Raw genomic sequence first — 16,203 nt, 5'->3', positions numbered from 1 at the left:
GACCCTTGCCATAACCCGACCCACGTTGGGCTTGCAACCCTGCGGTTACAGGACGAACGCCGGGCTGCAAGCCCAACCTGTCAGACCGCAGCGGAGTCAACCTTATCGCCGCAATAGTTTTTGCTTTACAAATAACACCATAAACAGGATCAGCAGGATGGGCAGCAGGACAGGCATAACGGGAAGAAACAAAACAAATAGCTGGACCATTGTTTTGGTATCGGGGGGGCCGCCATTCGGACGACTCATATCGGCTAGCAACATCAAGCAGCCAAAACTAACCATGCCAATGCCAATCAGGGTGAGCCAGATCGGCAGTCCAAAATAGGCGGTAATCCCCACGACAGTGCCAATCAATGCCAGTAGACCAGCAAGACTCATTACGTAAATATTTTTCAATTACGTTCTCCATACTGGCGAATTCCAACGTCGTTAGTTTCAAATCCCGTTTTGTTGCAGTGTGCAGGGTAATGGCAAATTGACATTCTGGTGACGATTATTTCCAAAAATAAATTAAGTCTCCATGGCAAGCTTGGCTGCTGGTGAATCAATATCAACAAGCCTTCGCCATCAGTGCACCAGCCATGTCCGTGCGTGTACGTCACGCAAAGTACCCATGCAAAAACCACCCGCTACCAGCATCCACCGCCCGCAACCGAAAAATCCACAGCAGCGCGTGGGTTTCATTTTCGGCGATGAAGTAATCGCGTAGCGCCAGGTCGTCATCCCACCAGCCGGCTTCGATCCGCTCGGGGCCGGCCAGCAGCGTCAACGGACTTTGGTAAAACGGTTTGTGCTGGCGTGTGATCAACGGCAACGGCTTGGTCAGCAGCCAGGTCGGGCGAGCTGCAATTGGCTGGGTTGGCAGTGCGTTGATGCGCTCGCGTCGCGCTCCCACCGGCAGCAACCGGAAACTTTTTTCAGGACGGTGATCGGCCATCAGTGATAGCTGATGTACACACTGCGCACCCAACCGGCTTTGCAGACGCTCGACCAGCAGGCCGACGCTTTCTGCCTGCGCCGCTGCCGTAGCGAACAGTTCCTGGTTGGGCGTGGCCAGCGCAACGATCTGGTCAGCCGCCAGCGACAGTTCAATTACCGAATCGACCAGCGCGACTTGCCCCAGACGTTCACGCAGCAACAGCGTCAGGTGATCCGGATCACGGCTGGCAACGGCCAGCTGAATACGTACCGGCGTACTGCGATGATCGCGCTGACGGGTCGGTTCGTGATGCAGCCACAACGTGATGCTGTTGATTGCCGACTGGTGGGCATTGAGCCAGCCGGTCAGTTGCAGCAGCAAGCGGCGCGCTGCAAATAGCAGCGCTTCGGTATGGGACACCGGCGCGGGCAATTCCAGTCGCACATCGAAGGTGGCGGGTGCAGTGAACCAGGCATGCGCTTCGGCTTCGTCGCCATAGGCACGGTCGACTTCACGCAGCAGGTCGTTGCCAAAACGCCGGGCGATGCCGGCGCGTGGCATCCGCCGCAGTTGTCCGAGCGTGTGGCAACCGATGCCATACAGCGACTCCAGATGCTTGCGCGCGCTCTCGATCACGTTCAGCGGAATCGGTGCCAGCATCTCGACCAGCGTCTTGTCGCACCAGTCGCCGGCACTGCGCGCCAGCAGCCAGGCCGCACCAGCCGTCGGCGCACAGGCCAGTTGCGCCTGCAATCCCAGATCAACGATGCCGCTGGCAAGCTGCCCGGACAGCTTCTCAAAGCCATCAAACAGTCGCAGGCTGGCATCGATGTCGAGCAACAACCCGGCCGGTTGCACCACCACTTGTGGCGTGAAATGCAAGGCCCACAACGCCGCTTCCTGTAGCGCCGCACTTTCCTGTGCTGGTGCGCGCGGCAGTGCCAGCAGCTGCGCATTCATGCTCCAGGCATTGGCCTCCGACATGCCCGGCGCAATGCCGGAGCCAGTCGCTATGTGATTGCACCAGACCACCCGCTTGCGCTCGACCACCACGACCGGCGCGGTCGCGGCGTCAGGCCGGCAGCGCAGTACGGTATCGAGCGGCAGTTGCGGAAAATGGAGTGCGATCCACAGCATGGGTAGGGGCGACCGGTAAGTGAGTGATTTGGGTGACTTGGGTAACTTGGGAAATCCGGATGCGTTCGGCGAATGGTTGATCCAGCACCGCAGGCACCGACAGCGGCAGGATCACGGGCTGGCTCTGTACCGGGCCGCGCCGCTTGATGACTTCGACAGACAGCTGGCCGGATGGCGCCGGTCGACACACCATGCGCAGCGGCGCTGGCGAGGATTCATGCTGGGCATTGACCGGCCGCAAAACAAACGTCAGCCCCTCGCAACCACCGGCAGCCAGTTGCAAACGACGCAGATGGTCGGCGCGGCATTGCGGCAGCCAGCACAGCAGGGCGCCGAAGCTGGCACTTTTCAGGGTTTGTTCGATGGCCCAGATACGGTCGGCCGGCTTTTCTGCCTCGACCAGCAGGATATGGGTCAGGTCGATGCCCAGTTCGGCTAGCGCAGCAGCGAATGGAATATGTGGTGGCGCCATCAGGATCACGGTTTTTTTGGCCTGAGTCAGTTCGGCGATCACCGGCGCCAGCAAGCGCAATTCACCAATGCCCGGCTGCGACAGCAATAACTCGATCAGCACCGACGCCGGCCAACCCCCGTTCGGCAATTCACGGTCCAGCGCCCGAAAGCCGGAAGGCGTCGTCACCGCCCGGTGCGACCCCATCTGATTGCCGCGCCAGACCGTATCGGGCATCTGCGCGAGCAGGGCAGCAGTAGCAGCAGCGGGTGGCGTGGTGAAGCGGGTTGGCAAGGCGAGCATGGGAATCTCCGTAAATAAATGTGAACAGGTCTGCCGTTCTGGTGTTTTATAAACACTGTATGGATGAACAGTATAGATGACGAGGGGTATGTCGCGTCAAGGCGTTTTTCACATTGATTTCTGCAGAGGGAGTGGTTGGGTTTGGCGGAGGAATGCGGGGGTGGTGGCACGTATATAGCGGCAACCACATTGACCTTAGATTTCTACCAGTCGACCAGCTACAGTTTTAGAACTGCATTAAACCAATACGACGACTCACCGGCAATCTACGACCAGACCAGTCAGGTACCTGACATAGCACTACTGTTGGTTTTCATGAAAAAAATTTCCTCTGTCATACTCCTGTGCCCGGCAGTTGTACAAATCCTCCCTGAACTGCCGACAGGTTGAGGTCGCAGAATGAAAGACGTTTTCCTGGCATCGTTTGGCGCCCTCAATTGAACCAGCCGTCCGCCAGATTTCGGCACTGACAACCGGGTGCAGCAAGCCAGTATTGTTGCCACTCGCATGAACATTTCCCTACCTAGTTGAACCGAGGTTTACATGAAAAAATTTACGATTAACGGCCGTCCAGTCGCCCTGGATGTCGACGCCGTGACTACCCTGCTGTGGGTAATTCGCGATGAAGTAGGCCTTACCGGCACCAAGTTTGGCTGTGGTATCGGCATGTGCGGTGCCTGCACCGTCCACGTCGATGGCCGTGCAGTTCGCTCGTGCATCACGCCTGTCGGTAGCGTCGAAGGTGCTGCCGTGACCACCATCGAGGGCCTCGGCCAGAATGGTCCGCATGCGCTGCAAAAAGCGTGGGTCGCCGCTCAGGTACCACAGTGTGGTTATTGCCAGTCCGGGCAGATCATGCAGGCAGCAACACTGCTCAAGGATCACCCGCAACCAACCGACGCCAACATCGATACGTTCATGAGTGGCAACCTGTGCCGCTGCATGGCGTATGTCCGCATCCGCAGCGCCATCAAGCAAGCTGCTGCTGAAATCAATGGCGTGCCGTCAAAAGGAGTGCAACCAAATGCATAAGCTCGCAAGATTGGCCAATGCCGACCAGGCGCCGACATCCTTGTCGCGGCGCGGTTTTGTCATCAGCGCGCTGGGAGCCGGTTTTTCGCTGGCGTTTCTGCCGTTTGACCAGAGCATCGCCGCATCAGTTGCCGGTACGAGCAAGCCAGCGTTCGATCCAAGCATCTGGTTCCAGATCGATCGCGACGGCACTGTCACCGTCAACATCGCCAAGTCGGAAATGGGCCAGCATGTGGGTACTGCGCTGGCACGCATTCTGGCCGAAGAACTGGAAGCTGACTGGGCCAGCGTCAAGATCAACTATGTCGACACCGATCCGAAATGGGGTCTCATGGTTACCGGCGGCAGCTGGTCGGTATGGCAGAGCTACCAGCCACTGGCGCGCGCCGGTGCCGCCGGGCGCATCGCGCTGGTGGCCGAAGGTGCACGCCTGATGGGCGTGCCTGTCGAATCCTGTATCGCACGCAGTGGTAACGTCACATCGGGTAGCCGTACCATCAGCTACGCCAATATTGTCGAACGCGGCAACATCGCGCAGGCATTCACACCAGAACAATTGAAGGCCATCGTCCTCAAAAAACCGGCAGACCGGCGTCTGATCGGGCACGACGTGCAGGCGATGGACGTGAAGGCAAAGACCGACGGCAGTGCAATGTACGGTATCGATGCCAAGGTCGACGGCATGGTCTATGCACGTGCGCTGTTGCCACCAACACGCTACGGTTGCTCGGTAAAATCCATCAAGGACGATGCAGCGCGCAAGGTCAAGGGTTACATCAAGACTATTGCCCTGAATGATCCCTCCGGCAGCGTGCCGGGTTGGGTCGTAGTGCTGGCCGATTCGTATGCAGGCGCCATCCGTGCCTCCGAGATGGTCAAGGTTGACTGGAAAGTCGGTTCGGCCGCAAACGTATCGGAGGCCGATATACAGGCTCACGGTGCGAAACTCATCAAGGACACCAGCAAGGGTGCGACGGTGGTTGCCGAGGATGGCGTAGAAGCCGCGTTTGCCGCCGCCTCGTTGAAGATCGAACAGACCTACACCACATCAACTGTTCTGCACTTCCAGCTTGAGCCGGTCAACGCCCTGGCGTTGCAGAAGGACGGCATCTGGCATATTCACACTGGCAATCAATGGCAGTCACTGGCCCTGCCGACATTGGCCAAGGCACTCGGTGTGCCTGAATCCAAGGTAATCATGCACAGCTATCTGCTTGGTGGCGGGTTTGGACGCCGTCTCAACGGCGACTACACGGTACCCGCCGCACTTGCTGCGCAGGCCTTTGGCCGCCCGGTCAAGCTGATCTGCACCCGCGCTGACGATGCCCGCTTTGATTCGCCACGTTCACCATCGATTCAGCGCCTGCGCATGGCGTTCAACGCCACCGGCAAGGTAACGGCAATGGAACACGATGCCAGTGCCGGCTGGCCGACCGAAGCGATGATTCCAGCGTTTCTGTCGAAAGGAAAAAATGGCCAGCCCTATGACGCATTTGCCATCAGCGGTGCCGATCACTGGTACAACGTTGGCGCGCAGCGGGTGCGCACGATTTCCAATGATCTGGCCAGCAACACCTTCCGTCCTGGCTGGCTGCGATCGGTTGGACCGGGTTGGACCAACTGGGCCGTTGAGAGCTTTGTAGACGAAGCAGCACATGCAGCCAAACTTGATCCGCTGGCGTTTCGATTGACCATGCTCGATGCCTCTGGAAAAAATGCCGGCAGTGCACCGAATGCAGTGGGTGGCGCTGCACGCATGGCGCATGTCTTGAAGCGGGTCGCGGAAAAAGCGGGCTGGGGCAAGACACTGCCTGCAGATACAGCCCTTGGTATTGCCAGCACCTTTGGTCAGGAACGCGACATGCCAACCTGGACTGCCTGCGTGGCACGGGTGAAGGTCGATCGCAAGACCGGCAACGTCAAGGTCGAGCAGCTCTACATGGTCATCGACTGCGGCACGGTCATCCATCCGGATGGCGCTCTGGCGCAGGCCGAAGGCGGCAGCCTTTGGGGTGTCAGCATGGCTCTGCACGAGGGAACCGAGTTCGTCAACGGCCAGGTCCGCGACACCAATCTCGGCGCATACACGCCTCTGCGCATGGCCGACGTACCCGCGCTTGATATCGAGTTCGTCGCCAGTGCCGAAACCCCGATGGGAATGGGCGAGCCACCAACGACAGTCGTTGGCCCGGCCATCGGCAATGCCATCTTCGCAGCGGTTGGTGCGCGGTTGCGCCACCTGCCGATGCGGCCAGCAGATGTCCTGAAAGCGCTCGACACGGGCGCAGTCAAGAAGGTCTGACGCCACTGGCGTTGTATTGACGTTGTCCGTCTGACTGTTCGCTGTGCGCACCGTCAGACGGGTTATTCCAATACCTCCCCACGCATTACCGTGACACCAAACGGCTTCTTCATTTTTTGACGGTTGCTTCCAACGCTATACGAGCAAGCACGGCACGCCATGTTCTTTCACTCAAGAGGTGGCGCTTTTTGGTGCAAGCACAATCCCCTTGCCCGCCACCGGTCAGCGCTCGCGAATCCCGAAATCCCATATCCGGGAATCACGTCAGGCATCAAGCTCCCCATCCAATTCGCAATCTCCCTGTGCTATCTTCCAGCCGTACACAACCCACGCCACTGATGGCAACCCGAACCACCCATAGTCCCGCCACCCTCCCGATCACCCCATGCAAATCGCCACCATCTTCACCACCGCCAACACCGCACTGTCGCAACAACTCGCCGCCGCCGTCAATAACAAAACCAAACCCCCCGGCAGCCTCGGCATGCTCGAATCGATCGCCCGCCAGATTGGCCTGATCCAGCAAACCACCCGCCCCGCCATCCACGCGCCAGCCATCCTCGTCTTCGCCGCCGACCACGGCATCGTGGCGGAAAATATCTCGGCCTACCCGCAAAGCGTGACCTGGCAGATGGTGGAAAACTTCCTGGCGCAAGGCGCGGCCATCAATGTCTTCGCGCGGCAGGCACAGTGCGCGCTGCATATCGTGGATGCCGGTGTGAACCACGACTTTGGTCCGCGCGACGGCCTGATCGACAGGAAAATCGCCGCAGGGACGCGCAACTTTGCCGTCGAACCCGCCATGAGTAATGACGAATGCGCCCGCGCGATGGCCCATGGCGCCGAGCTGATTGCCACGCTCGACGGCAATGTGGTCGGCTTCGGAGAAATGGGCATCGGCAACACCACCGCGGCAGCGGCGATCATGCACAAAATCACCGGCATTCCGGTGGCCCGCTGCGTCGGTGCCGGTACGGGTTTGTCCACGCAAGGCATCCTGCAAAAACAATCCGTCATCGAACGCGCCATCGCCCATCACGCCAGCATCAGCGCGCCGCTGGATATCCTCGCCAACTTCGGCGGATTCGAGATCGCCATGATCGCCGGTGCGATGCTGGCCGCCGCCGAGCGGCGCATGGTGCTGCTGATCGATGGCTTCATCGTGACCAGCGCGCTGCTGGTGGCGGCGCGGTTGCAGCCGGCACTACTCGACTACTGCATTTTTTCGCATTGCTCGAACGAGCATGGGCACCAGCAGATGCTGGAACACCTCGCAGCGCATCCCTTGTTACAGCTGGATTTGCGCTTGGGCGAGGGCACCGGGTGTGCGTTGGCGCTGCCGCTGCTGCAGGCATCGGTCAATTTCCTGTGCGAGATGGCGACGTTTGAATCGGCGCAGGTCAGCGATAAAAGCGATGACTAGTATTCGCGTAATCGGTGATGCCTGCCTGCACGAAGTCAGGTTGTTTTTCATCGCTCTGCAATTTTTTACGCGCATCCCGATTCCGCAATGGGTCGGCTTCGAGCCAGCCTGGCTGCAGCACGCATCGCGCTACTTTCCGATGGCCGGGGCGGTGGTTGCCTGTGCGACGGCGGTGGTCTATGCCGGTGCTGCCTGGCTCTGGTCGCCGTTGGTGGCGGTGCTGGTGTCGACTGCATTCGGGATCTATCTGACGGGGGCGTTTCATGAGGACGGCTTTGCGGATATGTGTGATGGTTTCGGTGGCGGCATGACGCCGGCGCGGGTGCTGGAGATCATGCGCGATTCGCGCATCGGCGCTTACGGCGCGATCGGTATCGGCCTGATGCTGGCGCTGAAATGCGCGACGCTGGCGCAACTGCCGGTGCAGTCGGTCATCGCGGCATTGCTGGTGGCGCATCCGTTGTCGCGGCTGGCGTCGGGTGCGCTGATCTGGCGTCTGGAATATGTGCGCGAAGAGGGCAAGGCCAAGCCGCTGTCGCATCGCATGTCCAACGGCGAATTCGCGATTGCCGCGATCACGGCTGCCGTGCCGGTATTGGTTTGCCTGATGGCGGGCTGGATGTCGTGGCGCGCTTTTCTGGCGGGCGCGGTATTGGTGATCGTGGCGATGCTGTGGCTGGGAAAGATGTTTGTACGCCGTATCGGCGGCTATACCGGCGACTGCCTGGGTGCGGTACAGCAGGCCAGTGAAGTCGGTTTTTATCTGGGTGTGCTGGCGCTGGCCGGGCACTGAACGGGGCCTGCGATGCGACTCTATCTCGTGCGTCATCCGCAAACGCTGGCTGCCAAAACGATCTGTTACGGCAGCACCGATGTCGCCGTGGCAGAGGATGAGCTGGCACGTGTCGCCGCTGCGTTACACGCCAGACTGCCGTCATCGTTACCGATGGTGTCCAGCCCGTTGCGGCGCTGCCGGGAACTGGCCGAATTGCTTGGTGACGGTCGCCAGTATTCCATTGACGCCCGCCTGGCCGAAATGCACTTCGGTGACTGGGAAGGCCGCGACTGGAATTCGATTGCACGCAATGAAATTGATGCATGGGTTGCCGACCTGGCCGGCTACCAGCCGGGCGGTGGCGAAAGTGTCTTGCAGATGGCGCAGCGCGTGCAGTCCGTGCGCGATGACTTGCTGCGGCAGAATCAGGATTGCATCGTTATCTGCCATGCCGGAACGATCCGCCTGATGCTGGCGCTGCAGCCTGGCGTGACGCTGGCCGAGACAGCACTGCAGGCAGCCAGCACCAGCCATGCAATTGCCTATGGTGAGCTGGTTGTCATCGATATGGATGGAGAGCTGCACCGCACATCACAACAAGTTCAACGTTAAACTTTCCTGCCCCGACCACCGGCTTCTAAAAGCCTACCTTGACAGATCTGGCCCTGCACGCCCACACCGAAAGACCTAGCCATGAGCCACTACCAACGCATCGCCTGCCTGTGTACCGAATCGGTCGAAACGCTGTACGCACTGGGTGCCGAAGACTGCATCGCCGGTATCTCCGGCTTTTCGGTGCGGCCACCCCGGGCGCGTCAGGAAAAACCGAAAATCAGCGGATTTTCTTCGGTCAAGATCGAACGTATCCTGGCCGTCAAGCCGGACCTGATCATCGGATTCTGTGACCTGCAGGCCGATATTTGCCGTGACCTCGCGCTTGCCGGTATCGAAGCCCATCTGTTCAATCAACGCAGCGTGGCCGGCATCCTGCACATGGTGCGGGTGCTCGCCGCACTGGTCGAACGCGTGGACGCCGGCAAGCTGCTCGTCGCCGAGCTGCAGCGCCAGATCGATGCGGCGCAGGCGCGGGCAGCGCAATGGACGCGCCGGCCAGTGATCTATTTCGAAGAGTGGAATGACCCGCTGATGAGCGGCATCGGCTGGGCTGCCGAGGTGATCGGCATGGCTGGTGGCGAGGATGCGTTTCCGGCGTTGTCGGCACACCCCAATGCACGCCAGCGCATCATTGCCGATCCGCTGGACGTGGTGCGACGCGCGCCCGACATCATCATCGGTTCGTGGTGCGGCAAAAAATTCCAGCCCGAAGCGGTGCGTTCGCGGTCCGGCTGGGAGTCCATTCCGGCGGTGCGCAACGGCATGCTTTTCGAGATCAAATCACCCGACATCCTGTCGCCGGGGCCATCGGTCATCACGGAAGGATTGCGCCAGATTGGCGACATGATCGCGCAATGGCAGCGCACGCAAGCGGCGTAACCGGCAAGCGTTTTCCGTCCCTTGACCGTGCCGGGGGCGACTTTCGCCGCTGCGCCGAATACCGCACATGCAGTAGAATCCGGAGCTCACCACACCTCTTCCCGAGATATCCCCACCATGGCTTATGATCCGGCGCGTCCGCGCCTCGCTTTCGTCGACCTCGAAACCACTGGCGCGACTGCCACCATCGATCGCATCACTGAAGTTGGCATCGTCGAAGTCGATGAAGACGGCACCGTGCGCGAGTGGAGCAGCCTGGTCAATCCGCAGCGGCAGATTCCGGAATTCATCGAAGGCCTGACCGGGATTTCGAATGCGATGGTGGCGACGGCACCGGGTTTTGGCGAGCTGGCTGCCGAGATTTTTCAGCGCCTCGAAGGGCGGGTTTTCCTGGCCCACAATGCGCGCTTCGACCACGGTTTTTTGCGCAATGAATTCAAGCGCGTGGGCATCGACTTCCGGCCCACGGTGCTGTGTACCGTCAAGCTGTCGCGAAAGCTGTATCCCGAATTCGCCCGACACAATCTGGATACCCTGGCCGAGCGTCATCAGCTGCATGTCACCGAGCGCCACCGTGCGCTGGGCGACGCGCAGCTGATCTGGCAATTCTGGCAAACCATTCATGCCACCTTGCCGCACGAGCGTATTCAGGCCGTCGTCAAGGAATTGATCGCGCGCCCGAGCCTGCCGTCGTATCTGGATGCGTCATTGCTCGATGACCTGCCGAGTACCCATGGCGTGTATCTGTTTTTTGATGACAGCCAGTTGCCGCTGTATGTCGGCAAGGCCAACAATTTGCGCCGCCGGGTGCTGTCGCATTTCAGCGGTGACCACGCGTCGCCAAAAGAGATGCAGCTGTCGCAGCAGATACGCCGTGTCGAATGGATCGAAACCGCTGGCGAGCTGGGCGCCTTGTTGCGTGAAGCGGCGCTGATCAAGAAATTGTCACCCGCCCATAACCGCCAGCTGCGCCGCAATGACCAGTCCTGCGCATGGCGTTTGGTGCAGCAGGGCGACGAGTGGCAGATCGCCCTGGTGAACACGGCGGACCTGTTCTTCGGCGACGAGCCGGACCTGTTCGGCCCGTTCGCCACCATCCGCAAGGCCACCACCGCATTGAAGGCGCTGGCCACCGAACACCAGTTGTGCCACGCGCTACTGGGGCTTGAAAAAGTGGCGGTCGGCAAACCGTGCTTTGGCAGCCAGGTCGCGCAATGCAAGGGCGTATGTATCGGCCGCGAGAGCGCGGCGTCGCATACCGCACGTTTTCGTTTGGCGCTGGAAGGCATGCGCATGAAGGCGTGGCCGTATGCAGGGCCGATCGGACTGCGCGAAGGCGACGCCATGCATATCATCAGCAACTGGAGCTATCTCGGCACGGTCGACAGCGAGGTGGCTGCGTGGGAGATGATCGAGCAGGGGCAGCCAAGTTTTGATCGGGACGTGTATCACATCCTGCATAAGAAGCTGGGCACCATGCCGGGGCGAATACACAAGTTCTTTTGATTCTTTTTATGCCATGCATTACCTGTTCCATCCACTGCGAGCTTTCATGAAAAAAATTGCCGGATTGATATTGTTGCCACTCTCGATGGGATGGGCGCACGCTGCCGATATTCCGCCGTTCTCGCAAATGCAGCCGGGCGCTGCGGTCACCGGCTGGGCACCGGTGCGGCCTTCGGCCAAAGCGCCCGACACAATCTATACGCTGGTGCGCGACGACGACCGCACGGTCCTCAAGGCTGAGGCCGACAAGTCGATGTCGGTACTGGCGCACACGATCCGTGTCGACCTGAAAAAAACGCCGCTGTTGCGCTGGCGCTGGAAAATTTCCGGCCCCGTAAAGAGCGCCGACATGACTAAAAAATCCGGCGATGATTATGCTGGTCGTGTGTATGTCCTGTTCGATTACCCGGTCGACAAACTATCCTTCGCCACGCGCGCAAAATTGAAGCTAGGCGAAGCCATCTATGGCCAGAAAATCCCGACTGCTGCCTTGAACTACGTCTGGGATAATCGCCAGCCGATCGGCACCCTGCAAGCCAACACCTACACCGATCGCGCCCGCATGCTGGTAATTGAAAGTGGTAGCGACAAGGCCGGGCAATGGGTCACGGAGACGCGTGATGTGGCGGCTGATTTTCGGGCGGCGTTTGGTGAGGATGCGCCGGATGTGGTGGTGGTTGCGGTGGCTACGGATACCGATAATACCGGTGAGCAGGTGACAGCCTGGTATGGGGATTTGCAGTTTTTGGCGCGATGACAGGACGTTGGGGCGCGTCGGCAGTTTCGGTCGCGATCAGCGTGCTTCGGAATCCGCAAGCAGGGTCAGAGTAATTTTCGCGATGCAGCGTTGCGAAAAAAACTCTGACTCTGGTTGCTGCCGATGTGGTTTGCGGCGGTTGGTAAAAGCGGGTGGCGTGGTTTGCGATCGTTGGCAAAAGGGGGTGCCTTGGTTTGCGGTCATTGGCATGAGCGGATGGTGTGGTTGTGGTTGTGCGGAGGCGGCACGCTGCTGAAGCCAGTTTCCGGGGTCAGAGTTTTTTTTCGCGACGCTTCACCGCGAAAATTACTCTGACCCCGCAAACGGATTGCGGAGTGCTGGTGATTGAGTACCAGGCTTTCAGTGATTAATTGACTCTGACCCTAATTATCTAATTGACTCTGACCCTAATTAGCTACTGGCGCTGTCGTCGCGCACCCGCACCCTCGGTCGCGATCAGCGTGCCCCGCGTTCCCGTTGCCAATTCAATCTACCGACTTGCGGTAAAATTCGGCCCCGACGCGATCCGCCGTGGCGCAGAAACGCTGACTCGTCTATCCACTATTCCCGCTTTCCAGCCATCCCTTGCAAAGGCAGTTTGAATGACCCTGTTCCGACTCATCGGCACATTCGTGCGCACCCACTGGCAGTCGTATATCGCCGCTGGTGCCATGCTGGCAGCCGTCGCGCTGCTGACCGTCTGGGTGCCGCGCAAGGTTGGTCACATCATCGATGCACTGGTCGCGGGGCAGCTGGGTGGCGTGGCGCTGTTGCAGGAGCTGGCGGTGCTGGTGGCGATCGGGGTAGCGATTTATTTCTTGCGGGTGGGCTGGCGTTTGCAGCTGTTCAAGGCGGCGTACCTGTTCGGCGTGGGCTTGCGCACCCGCCTGTATGCGCGGCTGTCGCTGCAAGGCCCGGCGTTTTACCAGAAGCAGCGCACCGGCGACCTGATGGCGCTGGCGACCAATGATGTCGATGCCATCGAGATGGCGGCCGGCGAGGCGATGCTGGCCGGTTTTGACGGGTCACTGACCCTGCTCATGGTGCTGGCGATGATGCTGATCGGTGTCGACTGGCGGCTGACGCTGATTGCGCTGGTGCCGTTCCCGGTCATGGCGTTTGCGTTCTGGCGCATCTCCAATCAAATCCACCGCGCCTCGACCGATTCCCTGAAGCGCTTCAGCGATCTCAATGACCATGTGCAGGAAACCCTGGCCGGTGTGCGCACCCTGCGTGCGCTCGGGCTGGAACAGCGCAGTGCCGTGCAGTTTGCCGCGCTGGCCGAACACGCCGCCGCGGCCAACCTGCGCGCGCAACGGTGGGAAGCAGCGTATGAACCGGCGGTCGGGATGACCTTGTCGATGGCCGGTGTGCTGACGCTGTCGCTGGGTGGTTATCTGGTCTGGAACAATGAATTGACCATCGGCGCTCTGACCAGCTTCACGATGTATCTCGGCCAGCTGATCTGGCCGATGTTTGCCGCCGGCTGGGTGCTGTCGCTGATCGAGCGCGGACGCGCTGCCTGGGAGCGGCTGGAGCCGGTACTGGAAGTGCCGCTGTCGGTCGATGATCACGGCAGCATCGACACGTTCGTGCCCGGCATGCTGGCACTGGAGCAAGTCGATTTTGCGTATCCCGGACAAACCGCGCTGGCCTTGCAGGCAGTCTCGCTGCAGCTGGAACCCGGCCAGACCCTGGGGCTGGTCGGTCCAACCGGGTCCGGCAAATCGACGCTGCTGCGCCTGCTGCTGCGCCAGTTCCGCCCGCTCAAGGGCGAGGTGACCTGGGGCGAGCATGCGCTTGGCGATTACACCTTGCTGACTTTGCGTACGGCGATCAGCTGGGTGCCGCAGGAATCCTTTTTGTTCTCCTCGTCGATTGCCGACAACATTGCGATGGCGCGTCCCGAAGCCAGTCGTGCCGAAATCGAGCACGTGGCCGGATTGGCGGCGGTGCACGACGATATCCTGCGTTTTGCGCAAGGCTACGACACGCCGGTGGGCGAGCGCGGCGTGACGTTGTCGGGAGGCCAGCGCCAGCGCGTGGCGATTGCGCGTGCTTTGCTGGCCGACGCGCCGATGCTGTTGCTCGACGATGCCTTGTCGGCCGTCGATACCGGCACCGAAGCGAGCATCCTGCAGCACTTGCGCGTGGCCCGCAACGGCCGCACCGTGATCATCGCCAGCCATCGCCTCAGTGCAGTGGCCGATGCCGACCAGATACTGGTTCTGCGCGAAGGCCATATCACCGAGCGCGGCAGCCATCAGCAATTGCTTGATCTGGATGGCTGGTACGCCAGCCAGTGGCGTTACCAACAACTGGAGGCTCGCCTCGATGCGCTCTGAAACTCGGCAAGCCGTCGATCTGCTGCGCACCTCTGCCGCGCCGGATCGCAAACACCTGTACATCGGCACGGCCTGGCTGATTCTGGCCGCCGGTCTGGAAGTGATCGGCCCGCTGCTGGGCAAGTCGCTGATCGACAATCACCTGCTGCCGCACCAGCTTGACTGGCCGCGCATGATCGCGCTGCTGGCCGGCATCCTCGTGACCGGTTGGGTCGCCAGCCTGGTGCGCTACGTGCAGCTGGTGCGCCTGTCGGGTCTTGCGATGCGCTCGGTACGGCGCCTGCGCGAATCGGTGTATGGCCATGTGCTGCGCCTGCCAATGGCGTTCTTCGACAAGGCCATCACGGGTCAGCTGGTCAGTCGTGTCACCAACGATACCGAGGCGGTCAAGAACTTGTATATCCAGGTGCTGTTTGTCATGCTCGACAGCAGCATCGTGCTGACCGGGGCCATGCTGGCGATGGCCTGGCTGGACTGGCGCCTGATGCTGGTGGTGCTGATGCTGTTCCCGGCGGTGATCGTGATTGTCTGGTTTTATCAGCGCATGAGTGCGCCGGCGGTCACGCGGGCGCGTGAATTGCGCAGCGAGATCAATGCACAGGTGGCCGAATCCATCGGCGGCATGACGGTGCTGCAGGCGAGCAATGCCGCACTGCGATTTGGTGAACGTTTCCGCGCCACCAACCAGTTGCAATACCACGCCCGCGTGGCCGAACTGCGCGCCAATGCGTGGCTGCTGCGTCCGGCGCTGGACTTGTTGAATGTGCTGCTGCTGGTCGGTGTGATTTACAGTTTTGGCCAGCGTGAATTCAGCGGGCTGGAAGTCGGCATCCTGTACGCCTTCGTCAGCTACATCGCCCGAGTCGTCGATCCGCTGATCCAGATTACCTTGCAGTTCAGCCAGCTGCAGCAATCGGTGGTGGCAGCGGCGCGGGTCAATATCTTGCTGAACGAACACCAGGCCGTTGCCAACACCAGCGCCGCTCGCATCAGCGCCGGTGCAGTCTCGATCCGCGACCTGCGCTTCGGATACGCGCCCGGCGAAGACGTGTTGCACGACCTGAGTCTGGAGATTCCGGCCGGCGCGTTCTATGGCATCGTCGGCCACACCGGTAGCGGCAAATCGACGCTGCTCAGTCTGCTCCTGCGCTTCTACACGGCGCAACACGGCAGCATCGCCATCGACGGCATTCCCTTGAGCACGATTGGCGACACGGCGTTTCGGGACGATGTCGGACTGGTCCCGCAAGACCCGTTCTTGCTGGCGGCCAGCGCCCGCGACAACATCGACATGGGTCGCGGATACAGTCAGGCGCAAATCGAAACCGCCGCCCGCGCCGCCAAGGCGCACGGCTTCATCATGGCGCTCGAAGAGGGATATGACACCTCGCTGGGCGAGGGCGGGGCGCGCCTGTCGACCGGCCAGAAGCAACTGATCGCCATCGCCCGCGCCCTGGCAGGCCAGCCACGCATCCTGTTCCTCGACGAAGCCACCTCGCACATCGACAGCGAAACCGAACAGGTCGTGCAAACTGCGCTCGACGAATTGCGCGGCAGCGTGACACTGATCGCGATTGCGCATCGCCTGTCGACCATCCGTGATGCCGACCGCATCATCGTCCTCAATCATGGCCGGATTGCCGAGCAGGGCACGCATGACGAACTGATGGACATCGAGGACGGGATTTATCAGAAGTTGTATCTGCTGCAGCAACTGGTGGATTAGCAAGTTGCCCTGACCCGCCTCGTGTAAGCG

13 protein-coding genes are annotated in these 16,203 nt (G+C 60.6%); 10 read left to right on the top strand and 3 right to left on the bottom strand.

Annotation, left to right across the window (positions count from 1 at the left end):
• Window positions 1–102: 102 nt before the first annotated feature.
• The 3 genes from ABD720_RS15080 to imuA all read right to left on the bottom strand — a co-directional run bounded on the left by ABD720_RS15080 (window position 103) and on the right by imuA (window position 2,813).
• Complete coding sequence (locus ABD720_RS15080; RefSeq protein ID WP_344764360.1) at window positions 103–399, bottom strand: hypothetical protein; 297 nt, start codon at window positions 397–399, stop codon at window positions 103–105.
• Window positions 400–601: 202 nt separating this feature from the next.
• Window positions 602–2,059, bottom strand: a complete 1,458-nt coding sequence (locus ABD720_RS15075) for a Y-family DNA polymerase (protein ID WP_344764358.1) — start codon at window positions 2,057–2,059, stop codon at window positions 602–604.
• Window positions 1,995–2,813, bottom strand: coding sequence for a translesion DNA synthesis-associated protein ImuA (gene imuA / locus ABD720_RS15070; protein ID WP_344764356.1), 819 nt, complete (start codon window positions 2,811–2,813; stop codon window positions 1,995–1,997). The genes ABD720_RS15075 and imuA overlap by 65 nt, the downstream gene beginning before the upstream one ends.
• Window positions 2,814–3,356: 543 nt before the next feature.
• On the opposite strand from imuA, the gene ABD720_RS15065 reads away from it, so the two are divergent.
• From ABD720_RS15065 to ABD720_RS15020, 10 genes are all read left to right on the top strand, one after another.
• Window positions 3,357–3,845 (top strand): (2Fe-2S)-binding protein, encoded by a 489-nt coding sequence (locus tag ABD720_RS15065; protein ID WP_344764354.1) that lies wholly within the window; start codon window positions 3,357–3,359, stop codon window positions 3,843–3,845.
• The gene (locus ABD720_RS15060) at window positions 3,838–6,147 is read left to right on the top strand and encodes a xanthine dehydrogenase family protein molybdopterin-binding subunit (RefSeq protein ID WP_344764352.1); all 2,310 of its coding nucleotides are present in this window, start codon (window positions 3,838–3,840) and stop codon (window positions 6,145–6,147) included. Before ABD720_RS15065 ends, ABD720_RS15060 begins: the two co-directional genes overlap by 8 nt.
• 385 nt (window positions 6,148–6,532) lie before the next feature.
• On the top strand, window positions 6,533–7,570 hold the full coding sequence (gene cobT / locus ABD720_RS15055) for a nicotinate-nucleotide--dimethylbenzimidazole phosphoribosyltransferase (RefSeq protein WP_344764350.1): 1,038 nt from the start codon (window positions 6,533–6,535) through the stop codon (window positions 7,568–7,570).
• The gene (locus ABD720_RS15050; RefSeq protein ID WP_344764347.1) at window positions 7,563–8,363 is read left to right on the top strand and encodes an adenosylcobinamide-GDP ribazoletransferase; all 801 of its coding nucleotides are present in this window, start codon (window positions 7,563–7,565) and stop codon (window positions 8,361–8,363) included. Before cobT ends, ABD720_RS15050 begins: the two co-directional genes overlap by 8 nt.
• 12 nt (window positions 8,364–8,375) lie before the next feature.
• Window positions 8,376–8,957 carry a histidine phosphatase family protein gene (locus ABD720_RS15045; RefSeq protein WP_344764345.1) on the top strand — a complete coding sequence of 194 codons (582 nt, stop codon included), beginning with the start codon at window positions 8,376–8,378 and terminating at the stop codon, window positions 8,955–8,957.
• 81 nt (window positions 8,958–9,038) lie between these two features.
• A complete protein-coding gene (locus ABD720_RS15040; RefSeq protein WP_344764342.1) occupies window positions 9,039–9,839 on the top strand; it encodes an ABC transporter substrate-binding protein in 801 nt (266 codons plus the stop codon).
• Between the two features lie 117 nt (window positions 9,840–9,956).
• A complete protein-coding gene (locus tag ABD720_RS15035; RefSeq protein ID WP_344764340.1) occupies window positions 9,957–11,345 on the top strand; it encodes a 3'-5' exonuclease family protein in 1,389 nt (462 codons plus the stop codon).
• A 46-nt stretch (window positions 11,346–11,391) separates the two neighbouring features.
• Window positions 11,392–12,102, top strand: a complete 711-nt coding sequence (locus tag ABD720_RS15030; RefSeq protein WP_344764337.1) for a DUF3047 domain-containing protein — start codon at window positions 11,392–11,394, stop codon at window positions 12,100–12,102.
• A 602-nt stretch (window positions 12,103–12,704) separates the two neighbouring features.
• The gene (locus tag ABD720_RS15025; protein ID WP_344764335.1) at window positions 12,705–14,447 is read left to right on the top strand and encodes an ABC transporter transmembrane domain-containing protein; all 1,743 of its coding nucleotides are present in this window, start codon (window positions 12,705–12,707) and stop codon (window positions 14,445–14,447) included.
• Window positions 14,437–16,173 (top strand): ABC transporter ATP-binding protein, encoded by a 1,737-nt coding sequence (locus ABD720_RS15020; protein ID WP_344764332.1) that lies wholly within the window; start codon window positions 14,437–14,439, stop codon window positions 16,171–16,173. Before ABD720_RS15025 ends, ABD720_RS15020 begins: the two co-directional genes overlap by 11 nt.
• Window positions 16,174–16,203 lie beyond the last annotated feature (30 nt).

Source organism: Actimicrobium antarcticum, from assembly GCF_039536745.1.
GTDB classification, from domain to species: domain Bacteria; phylum Pseudomonadota; class Gammaproteobacteria; order Burkholderiales; family Burkholderiaceae_D; genus Actimicrobium; species Actimicrobium antarcticum.
This window is presented reverse-complemented; position numbering and strand designations above follow the sequence as displayed.

Excerpts from the sequence above, each read along its gene's own strand:
- ABD720_RS15075 (WP_344764358.1), bottom strand. The coding sequence starts at position 2,059 with ATGCTGTGGATCGCACTCCATTTTCCGCAACTGCCGCTCGATACCGTA.
- imuA (WP_344764356.1), bottom strand. The coding sequence starts at position 2,813 with ATGCTCGCCTTGCCAACCCGCTTCACCACGCCACCCGCTGCTGCTACT.
- ABD720_RS15065 (WP_344764354.1), top strand. The coding sequence starts at position 3,357 with ATGAAAAAATTTACGATTAACGGCCGTCCAGTCGCCCTGGATGTCGAC.
- ABD720_RS15060 (WP_344764352.1), top strand. The coding sequence starts at position 3,838 with ATGCATAAGCTCGCAAGATTGGCCAATGCCGACCAGGCGCCGACATCC.
- cobT (WP_344764350.1), top strand. The coding sequence starts at position 6,533 with ATGCAAATCGCCACCATCTTCACCACCGCCAACACCGCACTGTCGCAA.
- ABD720_RS15050 (WP_344764347.1), top strand. The coding sequence starts at position 7,563 with ATGACTAGTATTCGCGTAATCGGTGATGCCTGCCTGCACGAAGTCAGG.
- ABD720_RS15045 (WP_344764345.1), top strand. The coding sequence starts at position 8,376 with ATGCGACTCTATCTCGTGCGTCATCCGCAAACGCTGGCTGCCAAAACG.
- ABD720_RS15040 (WP_344764342.1), top strand. The coding sequence starts at position 9,039 with ATGAGCCACTACCAACGCATCGCCTGCCTGTGTACCGAATCGGTCGAA.
- ABD720_RS15035 (WP_344764340.1), top strand. The coding sequence starts at position 9,957 with ATGGCTTATGATCCGGCGCGTCCGCGCCTCGCTTTCGTCGACCTCGAA.
- ABD720_RS15030 (WP_344764337.1), top strand. The coding sequence starts at position 11,392 with ATGAAAAAAATTGCCGGATTGATATTGTTGCCACTCTCGATGGGATGG.
- ABD720_RS15025 (WP_344764335.1), top strand. The coding sequence starts at position 12,705 with ATGACCCTGTTCCGACTCATCGGCACATTCGTGCGCACCCACTGGCAG.
- ABD720_RS15020 (WP_344764332.1), top strand. The coding sequence starts at position 14,437 with ATGCGCTCTGAAACTCGGCAAGCCGTCGATCTGCTGCGCACCTCTGCC.